Source organism: Flavobacterium sp., assembly GCF_052437795.1.
In the GTDB taxonomy this organism is placed as follows: domain Bacteria; phylum Bacteroidota; class Bacteroidia; order Flavobacteriales; family Flavobacteriaceae; genus Flavobacterium.
In genome coordinates this window covers 288,462-307,005 of sequence record NZ_JBQVPA010000004.1, presented here as the reverse complement: position 1 = coordinate 307,005, position 18,544 = coordinate 288,462, and the positions used below count along the sequence as shown (strand labels likewise).

The following is an 18,544-nucleotide window of genomic DNA, read 5'->3' as shown; positions in this document are numbered from 1 at the left end:
ACCACAAAAAAAGACCTCTTTGTGAGGGCTTCTTCATTTAGTTTTTCTTCAGCAGGACCTTTTCCTGGGTAAACTGGTAGGCTGCGTCAAGAAAAGCCACCATATCCTTCCAGTTGCTGTTGGGCTGGTAGGACCTGGTGTAGTATTTATATGCTTTTACTTTTAGCATATTGCCTTCTACGGTTGCGGTGCTTACAAAGCCTCCTGTAGCATTCTCTACTTTTTTGTTCAGCTTATCCAGCCCGGTAACCGTATAGCCGTCAGGGATGGTCATGGTTATCTCTTCTTCGAACGACCTTGGAAATGCAATATAGATGTTGTTGGTGCGCTTCAGTTCTTTTTCCTCAATGTCCGTCTGCTCGCCGATAAGCTTGCCTATCTCGAATACATAATTGGCACCTGCCTTCTTAATAAGGTTGTTCTTTACGTTGAACTCATCGTCAAAGGTGAACGGAGTAGCTTTGCCAAAGCGCCCCGTACTTGTTATCTCTAGCTTGTGGTCCTCGATCTCAAAACCGAATTCCGATTCCGCAGACTCCTCAAATTCCTTCTTCTGCTTGTCTTTCAGCTTTGCTTTCAGTGCGTCGAATTCCTTGCCGTATTGCTCTTTCCTTTTCTTGTTTCGTACCAGGTCTATAAGCTGCTCGGTACCATACTTACCGTAATCTTCATAAACATAGTCAAAAAAGTACATTTTATCGTCCTGCTCATGATCTTTATTATGTCCAAACAACGAAGACTGCCTCTTAACGTTAACAGTATTGAGGTCAGTTGAAAGCGTAACATTAACCACTTCTTTGGTAAAGTTGTCTTTATACGCCGATGCAGGGAGCTTTACCGTTTCAATGTCGGTCACACGTTTGCCTTTCGAAATTTTTAGCACATAGGCATCTGTATCCTCAATGGTATAGTTGATCTGGTCAGCATTCGTGTAGGGGGTAAAGAATTGCAGGTAAACAGGTTCTTCGGTATTTACCCTAAGCATCACGCTGGCGTTGTTCTCGATCAGGAGGTCTTGTATAGTACCATTTACACGCGGTGTGGCAACTATGATGTCATAATCCAGTTTCTGGTCTTTAAGGAATACCATGAAGTGGTTAATGAACTCGCGCTCGCTCCTCAGGAAAACCGGATTTTTGTAATAGCCATATACTTCATACGGATTGATTATCTTAGTATCATCGGCAATGAAAGCCTCAATGTATCGGGTATAGTAAGCGTGCCTTGTGTAATAGTATACCTCACGCACTTTCTCGGCATTGTTTTTAAACGTCTTCTTTTTCAGGAAATCTTTTATGTCGCCTATGTCTCCGTACGGCCTGAACTTGGATTCGTAGTAATTCAGTATCTCCTCTTTTGATACCGATCTTTTTATGACATCTTCTTTTTCCGGAAGGTAGGCTGTGGCCAATTCTTCAAATTTTCCCGATCGGGCAAAATATACCTGGAACTTGTAGCAAGGCAATTCTGCCAATGGGTAGAACCATCGCGGGAAGTCGTTCTTCTCAATATCGGTCGCCACAAGCTCATACCTGCGTTCACTACTATCTTCAGATGGCACCTGCTTTAATTCGGGTGCGCCGTTGTAGGTTGCAAAGTTTACAAAAAAGTCATTCTCGGTCCTAAAGGTGATCTTCATGTTCATGATCGGGTAATCATCACCTAGGGTTTGTTCAACCGGCTCAAATCCATATTGGAACTTGCTTTTGAACGGCTCGGTAGAGTGGTAGTAAAAGTCGATAATATCACCTACTTCAAGGTTAGAGATCGCTATCTTTTTTTGGTCGTCGGTAGTTACGGCCTCTTCTGCTACATTGATCTCCCTTTCGGTGCCATCGGGCTTAACAACCTTAATACCGATCACATTGGTCCCCTTTTTAAAAGTCCAGCCCCCTCCTTTTGAAGACATGAAGCGGTCCTTGAACGAAAATTCAGAAAACTCCGTCACCGCGGCCTGGTCCAGAAGTTTGATCCTTTTGCGTACCGAGGAGATGTAGGTTACATTCTGCCCGAATTTATGGAAGTCGTAATTTTCATTTTTGTAGATCACCACGGCCGACTCATTTTTCCACTTGTCGGGAATGGTATTGGACTTTTTGTAGGCGTCATCCTTGCCCCAAAAAGACTCCTTGATTTCGGCTTTGGCTTTATCCTGTGCTAAAGCCATGCCCGTAATGCATACGAACAGTAAGGTTAAGATCCTGGTCTTCATTTATAGCTTGGTTAATGTAATGGTTTCGTTATAAAGGTTTTTCAGTCCGGCAATGGCAGCATTCCAGTTAGTGAAATCTGATTTTTTAATAGTGCCGTTCTTAATGAGGAAATGTTTTTTATAAAGGATGGCATTGCCTTTCTGCTCGTATGAAACATTGATCGCATAATCGGTCGTGTTCACGTTGAGCGGTTCCGGCAGGCGTGTAACAGTATATCCGGCTGGTATCTCCAATGTGATGTTCGACTCATAATCTTTTTTATAGCTGAACTCGAAATCGGTTTTGCGTTCCTTGAACTCAAGGCCCGAAAATTCCTCCGTGTAATCCAGGTCGATGTACAATTCATTATCAAAGGATGATACCTTGTTCTTCACGCCCGCATTGTATTCAATGGTCAGCACCTTGTCGCGGTTGGCCAGGTCAGAGGTCACAATGCCGGAAACCGAAAAATTCTTGTCACCCCTTGAAATGTAATATTGCAGGGCATTCTCCTTTTTGTCGTTCTTGGTGTTATTATAGCCGTACAGGAACGACGCGCGGCTTTCACCTTTCATGCTGCCGTTCACCTTTCCTGTAAGGGTCTCGTTATCTACTTTAAAGGTAGCATTATATATCTCTTTATTGGCTGAAGCTTCTGCCACCGGTACTTTACCGATGATGAACTTGTCGCCATCCTCGATCATCACTTCCTTCCCCTGGATCCTTTCGGCATATTCGCCAAAGGAGTTGTACTTTTCGGTACCATCCAGGAAGTATTGCTTGCCGTCTTTAAGCAGTGTGCATATCATGTGGTTGTCTACACCCAATGACGGTATGGTATAATCGTAGGCTATCCTTTTGGTGCCTATCCATGTAAGCCTTGCATCATAGCCTGCAAGTTTCAGCATTTGGCGGGTAAGGTTGGCCATGCCCTTGCAGTCGCCGTAGCGCTTCTGGAAAACGTTTTGCGACGCATCAGGACGGAAGCCGGCCAGCCCGTCCTCAAACGCTATGTAGCGAATATTGTCCTGCACCCAATAATATATGTTCTTTATCTTCTCATCGTCGGTTTTGGCGTTGGCCGTAAGCTCTTTTACCTTCTCCTTCATCGCATCGGGCTTTTCGTCCATGGTGTCCACGAGCGATTTGTACCATTTGTACAGGTCGGCGGTGGAGTTGAACAGTGTGTTTTTCTTGCCGTCAACAGTGTACGATTTAGCAATGACCAAAATATGCGGGTACAGGTAGCTTGGACCCGGTGTCGATTCTTCTTTAGGGAAACCGTCCATATTTTCAAGCGAGTAGGTATAAATGGTACCCTTGCCTTTCGGGTCGGCTTTTTTAGACTTCTTTACCGCATAACCTTCAAAGTTGAATTCCTTTAGCTCTACCTCCAGCCAGTCCGGCACAGTGATCACGAATTCCTTCTTTACCGTAGGGTAATCATCATGAAAGTACAGTGAGGTAAAATACTTTACGTCTTTGTATTTTTTATTGAGCTCATAATTGTAAATGTAGCCTTGCACCGGGAAATCCACGGTCATGTATTTTACCCTGTAGTCGTTGTAAAAAAGGTCATCGCTTTTATAGAATTCGTCCTTTACCAAAAAATACGCCACCTTGTCATTGCGGAATTTCATACTGAATTCCTGTATCTCCGACTCACTATCATAAAATTCGGCCTTTTGGATATCGGCACGGTGTCCAATGTTCATCAGCTTTTCGCGAACGTTATTGGTTACCGAAACACCCTGGTCCTTTTTGCCAAGCTCAAAAGTTATGGTCTCGGCAGCTTCAAGAATAGCAACGTCATCCTTGCTGTATTTTTCACGCAGTTTTTTTGCGGTAGAAATATCTTCAGGGGTAGGGTCTATGTTCTTTTGGGCATGAACTGTTTGTAGTGCAAAGGCAAACAGCAGGAGGGTAAAGCGCTTCATTATCAGTGTTGGTTTAATGGCGCAATATAGCCAATTGCCGAATGTTTAACAATTTGTTATGAAAAAAATATCCCCGTTCCTTTGACATGGAAATGGGGATATTATTAGTGGCCGAAATTTACTGTTTCACTAAAAGATATTCTCCAAAAGGAACGGTATAGCTATTATGAGGGCGCGGATTGTTTATATTGTTATAGCCCCCTGATGTTACTACAAACTTTAAAAGCAGTTTTTGGACACCGTCTGAATCTGCACGGGCAAAAACCATTTTTGATTCCATTCCGGAAACTTCCCTGGTTGGGTCTGAAAATGCAAGGTGTATCATTCTCATGTTTGGCAGGCATCCATAGCAATTATCTGTAGCAGGCGGCAAAATAATATTCCCTGCAATATGATATTGATAACTTTTCGTGAGATTCAGTTCAAGTTGTGGCAGCGTATTGATCTTTTCAACACCATTTTCAATATATCGATAGCCTCCTATAAGAATGTCTTCGTAATAAGTTATGTTATTATAGCTGTAACTATGATTTTGCATTTCTTTCTTTTGCAATGTAATGGTTAAAGATGTAGTACCGTTGGTATATTTCCACGTACCAACAAAATTACTAAGATCATTGTTTAGGTCTTTGTAATAAGCGCCTTGTATATTAGTATCGTCTTCATACAAAGATTTGATCGGGGATTGTGCTTTGCAACCAATGCTGACAAATAAAAGCGATATTAAAAAGATTGTCTTCATAATAGTAAACTGCCCGCCGGGACGGGCAGTTATTAGTTTAATCAATTTTTACCATTTCAATACCACCGGTAGGGATGCTGAATAACGGCTGGCCATCCTGATAGAAAGAAGGATCATTTAAAAATTTATAATCTCCCAAAACTAAATTGAAATTTATTTTTTGTGGATTGCCGGATAGTTTCTCTATTGTATACGAACCTCTTACATTACGGGTGCGGTCAAGTATACGCCCAAATAAGACTTGTAAACTCCCTTTCTTTAGCCCCCAGCCAGTTTCAGGATCAACATTCAATTCGGATAGATTGTCATATATAACGATGTTATTCTTAACTATTTTATATTTCAATATAACCCTATCGCAGAAACTATATTTTGTCACTACACCATTAAATTTATATCTCCTGACTACTTTATCTTTCTTTTCAATTTTTAGTTGAAAGATGATGCCATTTTGATTGTATTCCCATAAACCAACGTATTGGTCGCGCTCATTATTAGTATCAACGGCATAACTTCCGTGATTACCAATTTTTAAATCATCTTCTTCATTAGCCAATGAAGTAGTGCTTAAAACAGGAAGATCCTGGGCCATTATACAATTCCCCAAAACCAAAACCGCTATTACAAAAATTGTCTTCATGGTAGTAAACTGCCCGCCGCGACGGGCAGCCCTTAATTATTGTTTCACTAAAAGATATTCGCCAAAAGGTACTGTGTATTCATTATACGGTCGCGGGTGGTCAGGATCCTCAAGCCCCCCGGACAACGCCCTGAATTTAAGTAAAAGTTTTTGAACACCTCCGGAATCAGCCCTGGCAAACATCATTCTGGACTCCATCCCTAATATCGAGCGGTTCGGGTCCGTAAATCCAAGGTGCACAATTCTCATATTTGAAATGCATCCAAGACAGTTAGTTGCAGCCGGCGGCAAAATTATATTTCCTGCAATATGGTAATCATAACTTTTCGGAAGATTAATTGACAACTGTGACAGTGTATTGATTTTTTCAATACCGTTTTCTATATATTGATAGCCTCCGACAATAATATCTTCGTAATAACTTATGTTATTATAGCTGTAACTGTGATTTTGCATTTCTTTCTTTTGCAATATAATGGTTAAAGATGTAGTACCATTAGCATATTTCCAGGTGCCAACAAAATTATTGAGGTCATTGTTGAGGTCTTTGTAGTAAGCGCCTTGTATATCTCTCTCTCCATCGTATAATGATAGTATGGTTTGAGCATTACAGTTTGCTGTAATTATAAAACTTATAAGTATTAGAATATTTTTCATTATGGACAAGGTTGTGATGTTATTGTGTTATCTGCAGGATTGAATACTTGCTTTTCCCATTGGGTAAGGTTATCATTTGCTTTATAAATTGCAACTCCTCGGATGTTATTGGTTTGCATAAATTTAAAAAGTACTTTCATATATTGCATTGGTCCAAGATTTGCTGTATTTTTCTCAATATCAGTATATTTTTTTGCAAGGTCGGCGCCAAAACTTTTCTTATCATCATCAGACATATTAAAATATGTTGTCATGAAATTACCGCTAAATTGAATCCAATTTTCAATCTTTAAAGCATATGTGGATGTTTGTGAGCCCTCGCTTCCACCTTTAACGCTTAAAGTGAAAACAAATTTATTGTAATCTTTAGATATCCCATTATTATATTTTAGAACAATATTGCCAAAATTATACATATCTGAAACACTAAACATCGGTATTATTCGATTGGGATCTGTTGGGTCAGGGAAAGGATGGTCATGTAGCGCTCCGTAGTAGCCGCTACCATATTTTATTTTTACTGCGGCGCCAAGAGAGGTTGATGTGGGTTCTAAAGGTTCCGGGGTTAGCGTTGTGTTATTACTAGATGCAGGATGTTTTAATGCATAGCCTTCCTCATTTTTCTTATTGGAATCATTTGCAGCATTTTGAAGTGAAATAATTTTGTTCTTAATAGCCTGATTCTCCAGCATTTTTTTCAATTCCTCACAGTTTTTCTCATGCGGATCTTCCACAATCAGGTTCGGCGACACCACCCCAATAATAGGCTGTGGGTGATAAAAATCCTCGTCTTGCGGCTCCATAGGGTCTACCTCCGAGGGCTTTACCGGATTAAAAGGCGAGTAAAAACCCGCTCTTGGTATATAGGGAGTACCACCCCCGCTTCCGGGACTTCCCGGCCCGCCGGAAGAGCTTCCGCTACTCCCGCCTATAAGGTCTACTATGGCAAGGTATTGCTGTTGTAAAGCGCCCGGGGTATTATTATTGCCTGTAGAGCCTTCTCCTGTGCCACCACCGGGAGGCGTACACCCGCAGTTGGGGCAGGGCACTATTGTAAACGACGAAAGATCGGCGGCAACATGATCTATGCGCCAGCACTTACCTTCGAACCAGTACAAAATACCTGTGTAACCGGGGTCGTTGTAAACATTTCCGGAATGTACTTCGGCGCCAATATCTGAAAGGTCAAACTCATCAAGCGGTGTAAACCGGACTTTTGATAGCAAACCCGTAATAGGGTTGCCTTTGTCTAGGTTGGCAAGATCGGCGGCATCAAGTTGATAACTGGCCAAAAAAGCCAAATAGCCTCCTTTGTGAGGATGCAGGAATAGGTTCTCCATATCCCTGGATGGATTTTCCCTATAAACAGGAAAGCTCAATGATTGGTAATTCCCCTTTTCAATAAGCAGTACCTGTTCCGTCTCAACAGAAAATTTATGCTTTGCGCTGTAGGCAAGACGCTTGTTCTTACTTACAGTAAGCGAATTGAGCTTTTACATAAAGCGTGGCATTTTTTCAAGTTCATCAAGCGAAACAAGGCGTGACCTCAATTCACCTGAGTTTGTACTTTGCGACCTGACAACGCTTTCTTCAGGGGCACATTGCGTTAGCAGTAGTGGTAGCATTAAGCAAAACAACAGCCTCCAGGGCTTTTTTCGATCGTGTTTCATCATATATATAAATTAGTTGGTTACTAGATGATATGTGTCCCTCTAAAGTAGGATGCCTATTACCACAAAAAGGTTGGGATGTGTGTGAAAAATTTATACAATGTTAAACAATACTTCTCTATTGATATAGGTAGTAATTACCTGTTTTTATGGAGCAGGTAATTTCCGCAATAAAAATCCCCGCCTCAAAGGAAACGGGGATCATATTTACAGATTAGCTATTTTAGTCTTTTATGAATTTCGCCGAATGCTGTTTTCCGTTCGTATCATGCAGGATGACGATGTAGCTGCCTTTCGTAAGCTGATGGACCGGTATGGTCGCATCTTTTATGTCCACAGCTATTACAAGCCTTCCGGTAAGGTCGTAGATGTTAGCGCTTGCAATATCAAGGCTGCCAGATATTGTCAGTACCTCTTTGGCAGGGTTAGGATACAGGCTGAAAAGCTGTTTACCTGCCTCATTCACACCAAGCGGGAATGCACCTTCCTCGACAAGCAGTGACTGGTTCACAGTGGCATTTTCTTTCACATCCACAGTCCCCGAAGGCCATTTTACCACTACATGGTCTATCGTCTCATTTTGGCCAAGGCCAAAGTGTGCGTTCAGCGAGCCCATGTACTCAAACCCGTCGCCGCTTCGTATCTCGCGGCAGAATTTGTCAGTCTCGTTCACATATACTTCCACGCGGGCGCCTATGCCATTGCGGTTGCTCTCGATGCCTTTCAGGTGTACTTTCAGCCAGTTGTTGCCGTTGTCATAGCCAAGGTTCAGCGTGTTTCCGTTTTGTACGTCAAGGAAACCGTCATTATTAAGGTCGCCTACAGGGCCGTTGCCAAAATTGATATGCACAGGATTAAAAGTGAGTCCCCCCGTATTGTACAAAATGTGATTGCCGCCGCCTAATACATCGGTAAATCCATCGTTATTAAAGTCATGTGCTACATAATCCCTGCTTGTCCCGGTAAAGGTTTCTAATCCCGAACCGGCAGTAACGTTGGTAAAAGTACCGTCGCCGTTGTTGCGCATCAGCTTTTGTGTGAATAATGAGCCGTCCAGTCCGGCGTTGCTGCCCACAAGCACATCCATGTCTCCGTCGTTGTCAAAGTCGGCCCATGCGCTCGACCATGACTGGTGATAGTCCGCAAAGCCCAGCTCCTGCGCTACATTGGTAAAGGTACCATTGCCATTATTGCGGTGCAGCTCGTCTTTCGCGGCATCGTTATTGGCACCACGGCATTTGGCAATATACAGGTCTATGTCGCCGTCATCGTCATAATCCACCCATATCGATGCATAATTGCCGCCCGAGAAGAATATTCCAAGGTCTGGCGCACCGTTCAGGCCGCTTCGCTTAAACGTACCATTGTTGCCGCCCGTGTTCTGGAAATATACATTGGCCGCGTTATCATCGCACATAAAGGCGTCAAGCTGGCCGTCGTTATTAATGTCGACAAAATTAGTTCGTTGCGTCAGGAAGCTGTCAGGCGTTTCAAGCTTTGCAGTAAATGCTGTTCCGGTATTGTTGGACAGCATCACTACCGATCCTCCTCCGTCACCGTAAAGCAGGTCATTATACCCGTCTTTGTTATAGTCGCCGGCGGCAATGCTCCAGGTAGGTGACCGTTGCGAATTCAGCGCTGGGAGGTCCTGTGCGGTAAAGCCGCTGCCGTTGGCGGTTTGATACAATACATGTACCATGCCGTCGCTAACACCAACAACGTCATCAAGGTAGTCGCCGTTCATGTCGACCACGCAGCTGGTAATGCCGCCAATGCTTACCTGCTGTTGTGTAAAGGCCGGAGGGACGAATTCTTCTTCAGTCAGTGTGAATGAAAAGTTGTCGCTATAACCGGGCGAATTGCGCCACCTGTCATCAAAAACGATGTAATATGTTACGTTGGCTTCGGCCATAAAGCTGATCAGTGAAGTAAGCCCTGTTCCGCCATCATCATCACCGCCTATGCAGGTAAGGCCATCACAACTGCCGGTATACACATGCACACGCGTATCGAATCCGGATGCTTCGGTGCTTACAGTTGTTGTATGGAGTTGGGAGGGAGTATAAATGTACCAGCCTCCTTTTGTTACGCTTCCGTTACCGGGAATGCAGACAGGGTCGGGTACCTGGCTTCCCGTTGTCAATGCAACGCTATGGGTGCCGGGGCCTGCAGCCTGCGGATGGCCGCAGTCAGTTTGGGCCAGTAATGCCAGTGGGCTGAGGCACAAAAGCGCAAGGGTAAAAATTTGTTTCATAGTTTATCTTTGTTAGTAGTTGATAAATTTAAGGGCATGAACCTTCCATGGCATTGATCCATTGCTCGATCATTGCAACGGCTTCTTCATGCACTACGGTCCGTCCCAGTATCGGCATCCTTTCCGAAGGGACTACAGAACTGATCCTGTAAAACAATGCCGAACGCTCAGGGTTCCTTTTGGCAACGATATGTGTAAGCGCCGGGTCGGGCTTCTCCTGTGGTGGCACACAGATGCCAATGTTTTGCGGGTTTACGGTTTCGCTGAACGCAAAGCGCATGGACATATAGTCGCAATGTGAGCCTTCCTTGTGGCAGTGCGCGCAGTTAATGTCAATATACGAACGTACCCTCAGGTCCAGGGGTTTGGTCTCGTCGGTCCAGTCTACTGTCGATGTTATGTCGTTGGGTTTGTCATCAAGGTAGCCTTCATCGATCCATCGCGACAACTGGTTTTCGGTACCGTCAGGATAAGCGAAGGACCTGTTAAGGTTTTGCGGCTTTACGCCAATGGGTATGGGGCTGTCATTTACTTTGTGGCACACAAGGCATTCGGCAGCAGAAGGTATTTGATAATTAGTGCTTTTGGTAACCCCGTTCTCTTTCCATGATATGGGAGTGTAACCGCCGGCCAGGTCAAGGGTTGCCTCGGTTTGGTCATCATTCCAAATGTAATTGGCAAATATCCAGGCGTTATCTTTCTTTATCAACAGCCTTGTTTCTATGATCCGGGTAGTGTTCGCCGGCTGTACGTTGTCATAATAAAATGATTTGATCAGCACAGTCCCTACAGGGAAGTCCAAAATGTCGGCATCTGCGGTATAGGTAGCGTTCACACCTTCTGGCATCCATATGAACCTTTTTTTGTGGGCATAGTCTGTAAAAAGTCCGCTGTTCAGGTCGTATGGTAAAACCTTGTAGACGGGGTCATGGTCTTTCATCTCCCCCTTAAAGAATTTGTAGTCCGAAAGCTTGGGGTAAGGCACAGCAGTAAGGTCGAGCTGGACAGGTGATACTTTCTTATATCCCTCATCATCGCCGCATGAGGTAAGTGCAATGAATAGTGATAAAAACAATAAAGTTTTTAAAACGTAAAGTTTTTTCATAATGTTATCGTAGCAATTTTTATAAAATGATAACAAATATATGATAAAACCTTTTTGCTTTAACTTTTCATTATGGAAAAGTTATCTGCTTATTTGTTAAAAGTTTAACCGGTAAAATACACGAAAAGCCGATGAGATCCATCATTGCGAAATTTCAAATGTTATAGCTGTTGTTGCTAGAGGTCGAACTCAATGCGGTACTGCTTCAGCGACTCTAAAACTTCAGGCGAATTATGGTCGAATTTCGTTTGGTGCTGCTCGTGTTCTTTCTTTTGCATAATGCGTTTCAGAGCGTTGCAAAAGCGGCGCACATCGTCCTGGCCTGACAAAACAAGCCTTGGTACGGTGACATTTTTTCCTGAAGCATCTTTAGCGACCATTGTAAAGTACGACGAGTTGCAATGCTTGACTTTGCCCGTCTGGATGTTTTCCGAAGTTACGCGTATGCCCACCACCATCGAACTGTTGCCAACATAGTTTACAGAGGCTTTCATGGTTACTAATTCGCCCACCTCGATAGGGTTGAGGAAATCTACTGTGTCTACCGATGCTGTTACGCAATAGCTTCCGCTGTATTTGGATGCCGACGCGAATGCGATCTGGTCCATCAGCATAAGGATGTAGCCACCATGGATCTTTCCGCTGAAATTGGTATGCGAGGGCAGCATCAGTTCGGATATAGTTATTTTCGAGGCGCTTACTTTTTTTGAGATTTCCATAATTATGGGTTCAGTAGTTCGTCTTCAATATTCCCTTCCTCTTCTTGCTGCAAGGCGCGCGACAGTATGTTTTCCGGCAGTGCCTTCTTGGCTTTGGCGCCCATCTTCTTCAGTTTTTCAATACTGGTGATGATGTTGCCGCGGCCATCTACCAGCTTGCCCATGGCGTTCTGGTATTCGCTTTGGGCATCACGCATTTTGTTGCCTACTTTGGTCAGGTCGCCCACAAAACCTTCGAATTTATCATATAGCGCACCTGCCTGGCGGGCGATCTCATACGCGTTCTCCTGCTGTTTCTGGTTCGTCCACATACTGTCAATGGTGCGCAGCGTGGCCAGCAGCGTGCTTGGGGTCACGATCACGATATTACGTTCAAAAGCCTTACTGTATAATGTGGTGTCTTCATTAAGGGCGCTTGCAAATGCAGGTTCCATCGGGATGAAAAGCAGTACGAAATCCGGGCTTTCGATTTTATATAGGTCGTGGTAGTTCTTCTCGCTCAGCTGGTCGATGTGGCGGCGTATGGAATTGCAATGCTCTTTGAGGTGCAACGCCTTCAACACATCGTCCTCTTCATTAATAAAACGCTCATAGGCGACTAATGACACTTTCGAGTCGACGATCATTTTCTTTCCGTCCGGCAGGTTGATCACCACATCGGGCTGTATGCGGCTGCCTTCTTCGGTGGTGTGGCTTTGCTGGGTATAGTATTCGCGGCCTTTTTCCAGTCCCGATTTTTCCAGCACGCGCTCAAGGATCAGCTCGCCCCAGTTGCCCTGCATTTTGGTGTCGCCTTTCAGGGCGCGGGTCAGGTTCAGGGTCTCGCGGCTCATCTGCTCGTTCATGTCCTTCAGGCCGATGATCTGCTGGCGGAGGGCGGCATGATAGTCGATGCTTTCCTTATGGGTATCCTCCACCTTTTTTTCAAAAAGGTGTATCTTTTCCTGAAGCGGGGAGAGGATGTTCTTCAGGTTTTCCTTATTCTGTTCGGTAAACTTATTCGATTTCTCTTCCAGTATCTTATTGGCAAGGTTTTCAAATTCCTTGGTGAATTTCTCACGAAGCTCGTCCGTTTCCTGGCGCTGTTCGCGCATGCGCTCAAACAGGTTGTCGAAATCGGTTTCTTTTTTTGTGAGTTGGATGCTCAGCGAGTCCTTGGCCTGGCGGAGGTCATCACGCTCGGTTTGGGTGTGGGTTATCTGTTTTTCGAGGCTTAGGCGCTCGGTCTGCGATTGCTGCCTTACCTGCTCCACCTGCATTTGGAGACTGTTGTTGCGTTCTTCTAACACCTTTTTTTCGGCGGCGGATCTCGATGAAAATACAGCCTTGCCAATAAAGGTCCCGATGGCAAGGGCAATGATAAAGGCGAGTAATAAGGTTATGGTCTCGGGCATATAAATGATTTTTGCTAAGGAGTAAAAGTAAGGAAATTTACGCAATATAAATTTCTTTGTATTGTTCTCGACTGCGCCCGAACTGACAACGGAATTAAGAATATCTATGTAATTAATGTCATTGAACGGTTGTCACATCGAGCGCAGTCGAGATGCGTTACTTCACCGATAAATAGATCTCTACTTCCGCATTATTCCAGTCCATATTCCCGCGGTAGATCTCAAAGTCATATCCATACGCCCTGTCGATGTCCCGCTGCCAGATGTCGCACCATGCCTCTGCAACGCAGTCCGGCATTTTGCCTTTGGCGGTTACCATTTCATACTTTTGCAGGGGGATGATAATGCTGTCGAGTCCGGTAGGTACTTCTGTTCCATCTTCCACAGGACAGCCAATGAAGTAGGAGTAGGGGTCGGTATGGTCGCCGTCATAGTCAAAATATACGGCATAGGTATCGCCATTGAGCTTGTTCGGGATCTTATTCGGTACGAACCCGCCCATATATTCCTGCCACAGCGCACCGCAGTCTTCCATGGCTTTTTCGTTTTTGTTGGTGGTCTTATAGCCGAGTTTCAGGCCGATGAGGGTAAGGGGTGTGTTCATTATTTATTGGTTTTGACTGATTATTTTCCAAAGGTAATTTTAACCCAACAAAAAACCGCCCTTTCGGACGGTCTCATTTAATATCTTCTCATTTGCACCTGCGGGCCTTTCTTGATCTGGTCCTTCATCATTTTGATCTGGTCCTTAAGCATGCCCTGCTTGTCAAGCTTCTTGGCTTCTATTAGCAGTTTCTCGGCTTCCATCTTGCGGTTCTTGCTCATCGCGATGCCGGCAAGGTTAAGTTTTACCATGGCCATGTCCTGGTCCATGCTCAGGCCAAATTCCACCGCTTTTTTAAGGTGCTTTTCAGCAGCGCTCAGGTTCGTCTGCGAAAGCATAAGTCCCTTCAGGTAATTGTAATAGCCCTGTTGCTTACGTACGAGCGCGGTGTCAGGGTTCTTTATTTTATCCAGCCATTTGGTGGCACCGTCAAAATTTTGCTTCCTCAGTTGCAGGAAGGCCATGATGATGTACTCATTCTTAAAGTAGAGCAGTATAACGATACCTATAAGCAACAGCAGGCAAATGCCGTTGCCGATGTTGCCTTCGGTGAATTGCCATACGGCAGTTATGAACAGGAGCGCGGCAATTGCCAGCTTAATATTTTTATTGAACATGATCAGTTTATATTTGCGGTTGCAAAGGTAATAAAAGCAGATATATAGATTTGTAAAATATTTTTAATAAACTGCTTGCACGAAAAAAAAACCTTTGTATATTTGCACTCGGTTTTGGAAAGGCAGTTTCCTTTATCCCCGGTAAAGATATTTCAATAAGATTTAAAGATACAAAGCAATGAGTAAGAGAACATTTCAACCATCGAAAAGAAAAAGAAGGAACAAGCACGGTTTTATGGACAGGATGGCTTCTGCCAATGGAAGAAAGGTGCTTGCTCGCAGAAGGGCTAAAGGAAGGCATAAACTAACAGTTTCAAGCGAACCTAGGCACAAAAAATAATGTTTGGACACAAGCATATATAAAGGCGTTACCTGTATTGGTAACGCCTTTTTTTTATAAAAACCTCACCCCTAACCCCTCTCCTTCGGAGAGGGAGCAGCTATACTCTTCCCGCCACTGTTGCGGCTGAGTTTCCCCTCTCTTTTGGAGAGGTGGTAGGGGGTGAGGCTAAAATTCACTAAATTTGCACACACTAAACTACAACGACAACACATACAATGCCTAAAGACACATCCATTAAATCCGTTCTTATTATTGGCTCGGGGCCTATCGTTATCGGCCAGGCCTGCGAATTCGATTATGCCGGCTCACAATCGGCGCGCTCCATCAGGGAAGAGGGTATCGAGGTGATCCTGATCAACTCCAATCCGGCTACCATCATGACCGACCCATCTATGGCTGACCATGTGTACCTGAAGCCGCTGACCACAAAGTCTATCATTGAAATATTAAAGGCGCACCCAAACATCGATGCCGTACTCCCAACCATGGGCGGGCAGACCGCGCTGAACCTTTGCCTTGAGGCGGAGGAAAAAGGCATTTGGGCCGACTTCAATGTACGCCTGATAGGGGTAGATATCAATGCGATCAACATTACCGAAGACAGGGAGCAGTTCAAGCAGCTCCTTGAAAGGATAGAGATACCTGCCGCGCCGGCTAAAACAGCCAACTCATTTCTTAAAGGAAAAGAGATCGCGCAGGAATTCGGTTTCCCACTGGTTATCCGCCCATCCTTTACACTTGGGGGTACCGGGGCGGCTTTCGTACACCATAAAGAAGATTTCGACGAGCTGCTTACCCGCGGCCTCGAAGCTTCCCCAATTCACGAAGTACTTATTGACAAAGCCCTTTTAGGCTGGAAAGAATACGAGCTGGAGCTCCTTCGCGACCAGAACGACAATGTGGTGATCATCTGTTCAATCGAGAATATGGATCCGATGGGCATCCATACCGGCGACAGTATCACGGTTGCACCTGCCATGACATTATCGGACAAGACGTTCCAGAGAATGCGTGACATGGCGATAAAGATGATGCGCAGTATCGGGAACTTCGCGGGTGGCTGTAACGTGCAGTTTGCCGTAAGCCCGGATGAGAAGGAAGATATCGTAGCGATCGAGATCAACCCTCGTGTGTCGCGTTCTTCGGCACTGGCATCAAAAGCTACTGGTTACCCGATCGCTAAGATCGCTTCAAAATTGGCGCTTGGCTACCACCTTGACGAACTTCAAAACCAGATCACAAAATCGACTTCGGCATTGTTCGAGCCAACGCTTGACTATGTTATCGTAAAGATACCGCGTTGGAATTTCGACAAGTTCGAGGGTGCCGACCGTACCCTTGGCCTGCAGATGAAGTCAGTGGGCGAGGTGATGGGCATCGGGCGCTCGTTCCAGGAGGCACTGCACAAAGCAACACAGTCATTGGAAATAAAGCGTAACGGCCTTGGAGCCGATGGTAAAGGTTATAAAAATTATGAGCAGATCATTGATAAGCTGACCCATGCGAGCTGGGACAGGGTGTTCGTGATCTATGATGCGATACAGATGGGCATACCGCTAAGCCGCATCCATGAAATAACAAAGATCGATATGTGGTTCTTGAAGCAGTACGAGGAATTGTACTCGCTTGAAAAGGAGATCTCCACTTTCAAAATAGACAACCTTCCAAAAGAATTGCTTTTAGAAGCCAAGCAGAAAGGTTTCGCCGACAGGCAGATCGCACACATGATGGGCTGCCTGGAAAGCCAGGTGTACAACCTGCGCGAGGAAATGGGTGTAAAGCGCGTGTACAAGCTGGTTGATACATGTGCTGCTGAATTCGAGGCCAAAACACCGTACTACTATTCCACTTTTGAGGCCGAGATCGAGAAGGCCGACGGTACACGATACGTACATAATGAAAGCATTGTATCGGATAAAAAGAAAGTAGTCGTTCTTGGCTCAGGGCCGAACAGGATAGGACAGGGTATCGAGTTTGACTACTCGTGCGTGCATGGTGTACTGGCGGCATCTGAATGCGGCTACGAGACCATCATGATCAACTGTAACCCGGAAACCGTGTCGACCGATTTTGATACGGCTGACAAGCTCTACTTCGAGCCGGTATTCTGGGAGCATATCTACGATATCATCCGCCACGAGAAGCCGGAAGGCGTGATCGTACAGTTGGGTGGGCAAACGGCGCTTAAGCTGGCTGAAAAGCTCGACCGCTACGGTATAAAAATATTAGGAACGAGCTTCGACGCACTCGATCTTGCTGAAGACCGCGGCCGTTTCTCTGAGCTGCTTTCCGAACTGGGCATACCATTCCCGAAATTCGGGGTGGCAGAGAATGCTGACCAGGCATCACAGTTGGCTGACACGCTCGATTTTCCGCTGTTAGTGCGCCCGTCGTACGTACTCGGTGGCCAGGGCATGAAGATCGTGATCAATAAGCAGGAACTGGAGGAGCACGTTATCGACCTGCTTAAGAACATACCGGGCAACAAATTGCTGCTCGACCATTACCTTGATGGTGCCATCGAGGCCGAAGCCGATGCGATATGCGATGGCGAGAACGTGTACATCATCGGTATCATGGAGCATATCGAGCCATGTGGTGTACACTCGGGCGACTCGAATGCGACATTGCCGCCGTTCAACCTGGGCGAGTTCGTCATGCAGCAGATAAAAGACCATACGAAGAAGATCGCCCTTGCCCTTAAAACGGTTGGATTGATCAACATACAGTTCGCTATCAAGGACGATACGGTATACATTATCGAGGCCAATCCAAGGGCATCGCGCACAGTGCCGTTCATCGCGAAAGCCTATGGCGAGCCGTATGTGAACTACGCGACCAAAGTGATGCTCGGCCATAATAAGGTAACCGACTTTACCTTTAACCCACAGCTAAAGGGCTATGCGATCAAGCAGCCGGTGTTCTCGTTCAATAAGTTCCCGGGCGTAAACAAAAAGCTGGGCCCTGAAATGAAATCGACAGGGGAAAGCATCCTCTTCATCGACGACCTTAAGGACGACCAGTTCTACGAGCTGTATTCAAGAAGGAAAATGTACCTGAGCAGGTAGTCATTTCTGTCAAATAATAAAATCCCTGCAAAGGGATTTTTTTATGTGTTTGATCGTTTTATTATCCTGTCAAGCCTGCGTTTATTATATTGCTGTACTAAAGCGGGATAAAGGTGAAAAACTATATTGGATATGATCAGCGCCGATATGCCCTGTTCGCGATAATGCCATACTTTGCTTGCAATAGCGACTGCCGCAACCAATAGGAAAGCAAATAAATGGCTGATCTCTGCGTATGTCATTTCGTTCCTTAGGGATCGTAGTTTTTGTCTGTCAGGCCTTTGGGTAAGCTTTAAGGCAGGATTCAAATGCCTCCAGAACGATCTTACCAGTATCTGTCTGAAATAAAGTACGCCGAGATAGCGGTTCGCTTTTTCGCTGGTTACAAAATTAAAATGGGAGAGCCTCTTGTAAAAACCTGTATGTTTTATTGCGTTATTAATGAGTAATCCTACGACTGAAAAAGCGAATGCGATGGATATTGATCCGAATATGTAAGCGACTATCATTTTACGAATTTTGTCAAATATAAGAAAACAGAACTTGTTTTTTATATTGGCCTGGTTGTTGGTGGGTGCATTACGGTTATCTTTGCCAAAACT

Annotated in this window: 16 protein-coding genes; 2 read left to right on the top strand and 14 right to left on the bottom strand. The window is 44.9% G+C overall.

Translation table 11 applies throughout. The annotated features are described in order from the left end of the window. Positions 1 to 37: 37 nt before the first annotated feature. From ACT6R0_RS14230 to ACT6R0_RS14170, 13 genes are all read right to left on the bottom strand, one after another. Positions 38 to 2,212 (bottom strand): DUF3857 domain-containing protein, encoded by a 2,175-nt coding sequence (locus tag ACT6R0_RS14230; RefSeq protein ID WP_444654133.1) that lies wholly within the window; start codon positions 2,210 to 2,212, stop codon positions 38 to 40. Beyond that, the gene (locus ACT6R0_RS14225; protein WP_444654135.1) at positions 2,213 to 4,129 is read right to left on the bottom strand and encodes a transglutaminase-like domain-containing protein; all 1,917 of its coding nucleotides are present in this window, start codon (positions 4,127 to 4,129) and stop codon (positions 2,213 to 2,215) included. 118 nt (positions 4,130 to 4,247) lie between these two features. Then, a complete protein-coding gene (locus ACT6R0_RS14220) occupies positions 4,248 to 4,871 on the bottom strand; it encodes a DUF6705 family protein (protein ID WP_444654136.1) in 624 nt (207 codons plus the stop codon). Between the two features lie 37 nt (positions 4,872 to 4,908). Continuing rightward, positions 4,909 to 5,511 (bottom strand): DUF6705 family protein, encoded by a 603-nt coding sequence (locus ACT6R0_RS14215; RefSeq protein WP_444654137.1) that lies wholly within the window; start codon positions 5,509 to 5,511, stop codon positions 4,909 to 4,911. A gap of 36 nt (positions 5,512 to 5,547) precedes the next feature. Beyond that, positions 5,548 to 6,168, bottom strand: coding sequence for a DUF6705 family protein (locus tag ACT6R0_RS14210; protein ID WP_444654138.1), 621 nt, complete (start codon positions 6,166 to 6,168; stop codon positions 5,548 to 5,550). Continuing rightward, on the bottom strand, positions 6,168 to 7,508 hold the full coding sequence (locus ACT6R0_RS14205; protein ID WP_444654139.1) for a hypothetical protein: 1,341 nt from the start codon (positions 7,506 to 7,508) through the stop codon (positions 6,168 to 6,170). The genes ACT6R0_RS14210 and ACT6R0_RS14205 overlap by 1 nt, the downstream gene beginning before the upstream one ends. Before the next feature lie 153 nt (positions 7,509 to 7,661). Continuing rightward, positions 7,662 to 7,841 (bottom strand): hypothetical protein, encoded by a 180-nt coding sequence (locus ACT6R0_RS14200; RefSeq protein ID WP_444658526.1) that lies wholly within the window; start codon positions 7,839 to 7,841, stop codon positions 7,662 to 7,664. Between the two features lie 220 nt (positions 7,842 to 8,061). Next, positions 8,062 to 10,092, bottom strand: a complete 2,031-nt coding sequence (locus tag ACT6R0_RS14195; RefSeq protein ID WP_444654141.1) for an FG-GAP-like repeat-containing protein — start codon at positions 10,090 to 10,092, stop codon at positions 8,062 to 8,064. Positions 10,093 to 10,120: 28 nt separating this feature from the next. Then, the gene (locus tag ACT6R0_RS14190) at positions 10,121 to 11,197 is read right to left on the bottom strand and encodes a hypothetical protein (RefSeq protein WP_444654143.1); all 1,077 of its coding nucleotides are present in this window, start codon (positions 11,195 to 11,197) and stop codon (positions 10,121 to 10,123) included. A gap of 176 nt (positions 11,198 to 11,373) precedes the next feature. After that, a complete protein-coding gene (locus tag ACT6R0_RS14185) occupies positions 11,374 to 11,916 on the bottom strand; it encodes an acyl-CoA thioesterase (RefSeq protein ID WP_444654144.1) in 543 nt (180 codons plus the stop codon). Positions 11,917 to 11,918: 2 nt separating this feature from the next. Then, a complete protein-coding gene (rmuC, locus tag ACT6R0_RS14180) occupies positions 11,919 to 13,310 on the bottom strand; it encodes a DNA recombination protein RmuC (protein WP_444654145.1) in 1,392 nt (463 codons plus the stop codon). A 157-nt stretch (positions 13,311 to 13,467) separates the two neighbouring features. Then, positions 13,468 to 13,914 (bottom strand): GyrI-like domain-containing protein, encoded by a 447-nt coding sequence (locus tag ACT6R0_RS14175; protein ID WP_444654146.1) that lies wholly within the window; start codon positions 13,912 to 13,914, stop codon positions 13,468 to 13,470. 77 nt (positions 13,915 to 13,991) lie between these two features. Next, positions 13,992 to 14,531 (bottom strand): DUF2892 domain-containing protein, encoded by a 540-nt coding sequence (locus ACT6R0_RS14170; RefSeq protein WP_444654148.1) that lies wholly within the window; start codon positions 14,529 to 14,531, stop codon positions 13,992 to 13,994. Between the two features lie 178 nt (positions 14,532 to 14,709). Here ACT6R0_RS14170 and rpmH point away from each other — a divergent pair, with 178 nt between their 5' ends. Together rpmH and carB are read left to right on the top strand one after the other, a co-directional pair. Then, a complete protein-coding gene (gene rpmH, locus ACT6R0_RS14165) occupies positions 14,710 to 14,871 on the top strand; it encodes a 50S ribosomal protein L34 (protein WP_008464848.1) in 162 nt (53 codons plus the stop codon). Positions 14,872 to 15,089: 218 nt separating this feature from the next. Then, positions 15,090 to 17,942, top strand: a complete 2,853-nt coding sequence (carB, locus tag ACT6R0_RS14160; protein ID WP_444654150.1) for a carbamoyl-phosphate synthase large subunit — start codon at positions 15,090 to 15,092, stop codon at positions 17,940 to 17,942. Between the two features lie 41 nt (positions 17,943 to 17,983). On the opposite strand, the gene ACT6R0_RS14155 is transcribed toward carB, so the two are convergent. Beyond that, a complete protein-coding gene (locus tag ACT6R0_RS14155; RefSeq protein ID WP_444654151.1) occupies positions 17,984 to 18,451 on the bottom strand; it encodes a glycosyl-4,4'-diaponeurosporenoate acyltransferase CrtO family protein in 468 nt (155 codons plus the stop codon). Positions 18,452 to 18,544 lie beyond the last annotated feature (93 nt).

Coding starts and splice junctions, on each gene's coding strand:
- ACT6R0_RS14230 (WP_444654133.1), bottom strand. CDS start 2,212: ATGAAGACCAGGATCTTAACCTTACTGTTCGTATGCATTACGGGCATG.
- ACT6R0_RS14225 (WP_444654135.1), bottom strand. CDS start 4,129: ATGAAGCGCTTTACCCTCCTGCTGTTTGCCTTTGCACTACAAACAGTT.
- ACT6R0_RS14220 (WP_444654136.1), bottom strand. CDS start 4,871: ATGAAGACAATCTTTTTAATATCGCTTTTATTTGTCAGCATTGGTTGC.
- ACT6R0_RS14215 (WP_444654137.1), bottom strand. CDS start 5,511: ATGAAGACAATTTTTGTAATAGCGGTTTTGGTTTTGGGGAATTGTATA.
- ACT6R0_RS14210 (WP_444654138.1), bottom strand. CDS start 6,168: ATGAAAAATATTCTAATACTTATAAGTTTTATAATTACAGCAAACTGT.
- ACT6R0_RS14205 (WP_444654139.1), bottom strand. CDS start 7,508: ATGGAGAACCTATTCCTGCATCCTCACAAAGGAGGCTATTTGGCTTTT.
- ACT6R0_RS14200 (WP_444658526.1), bottom strand. CDS start 7,841: ATGATGAAACACGATCGAAAAAAGCCCTGGAGGCTGTTGTTTTGCTTA.
- ACT6R0_RS14195 (WP_444654141.1), bottom strand. CDS start 10,092: ATGAAACAAATTTTTACCCTTGCGCTTTTGTGCCTCAGCCCACTGGCA.
- ACT6R0_RS14190 (WP_444654143.1), bottom strand. CDS start 11,197: ATGAAAAAACTTTACGTTTTAAAAACTTTATTGTTTTTATCACTATTC.
- ACT6R0_RS14185 (WP_444654144.1), bottom strand. CDS start 11,916: ATGGAAATCTCAAAAAAAGTAAGCGCCTCGAAAATAACTATATCCGAA.
- rmuC (WP_444654145.1), bottom strand. CDS start 13,310: ATGCCCGAGACCATAACCTTATTACTCGCCTTTATCATTGCCCTTGCC.
- ACT6R0_RS14175 (WP_444654146.1), bottom strand. CDS start 13,914: ATGAACACACCCCTTACCCTCATCGGCCTGAAACTCGGCTATAAGACC.
- ACT6R0_RS14170 (WP_444654148.1), bottom strand. CDS start 14,531: ATGTTCAATAAAAATATTAAGCTGGCAATTGCCGCGCTCCTGTTCATA.
- rpmH (WP_008464848.1), top strand. CDS start 14,710: ATGAGTAAGAGAACATTTCAACCATCGAAAAGAAAAAGAAGGAACAAG.
- carB (WP_444654150.1), top strand. CDS start 15,090: ATGCCTAAAGACACATCCATTAAATCCGTTCTTATTATTGGCTCGGGG.
- ACT6R0_RS14155 (WP_444654151.1), bottom strand. CDS start 18,451: ATGATAGTCGCTTACATATTCGGATCAATATCCATCGCATTCGCTTTT.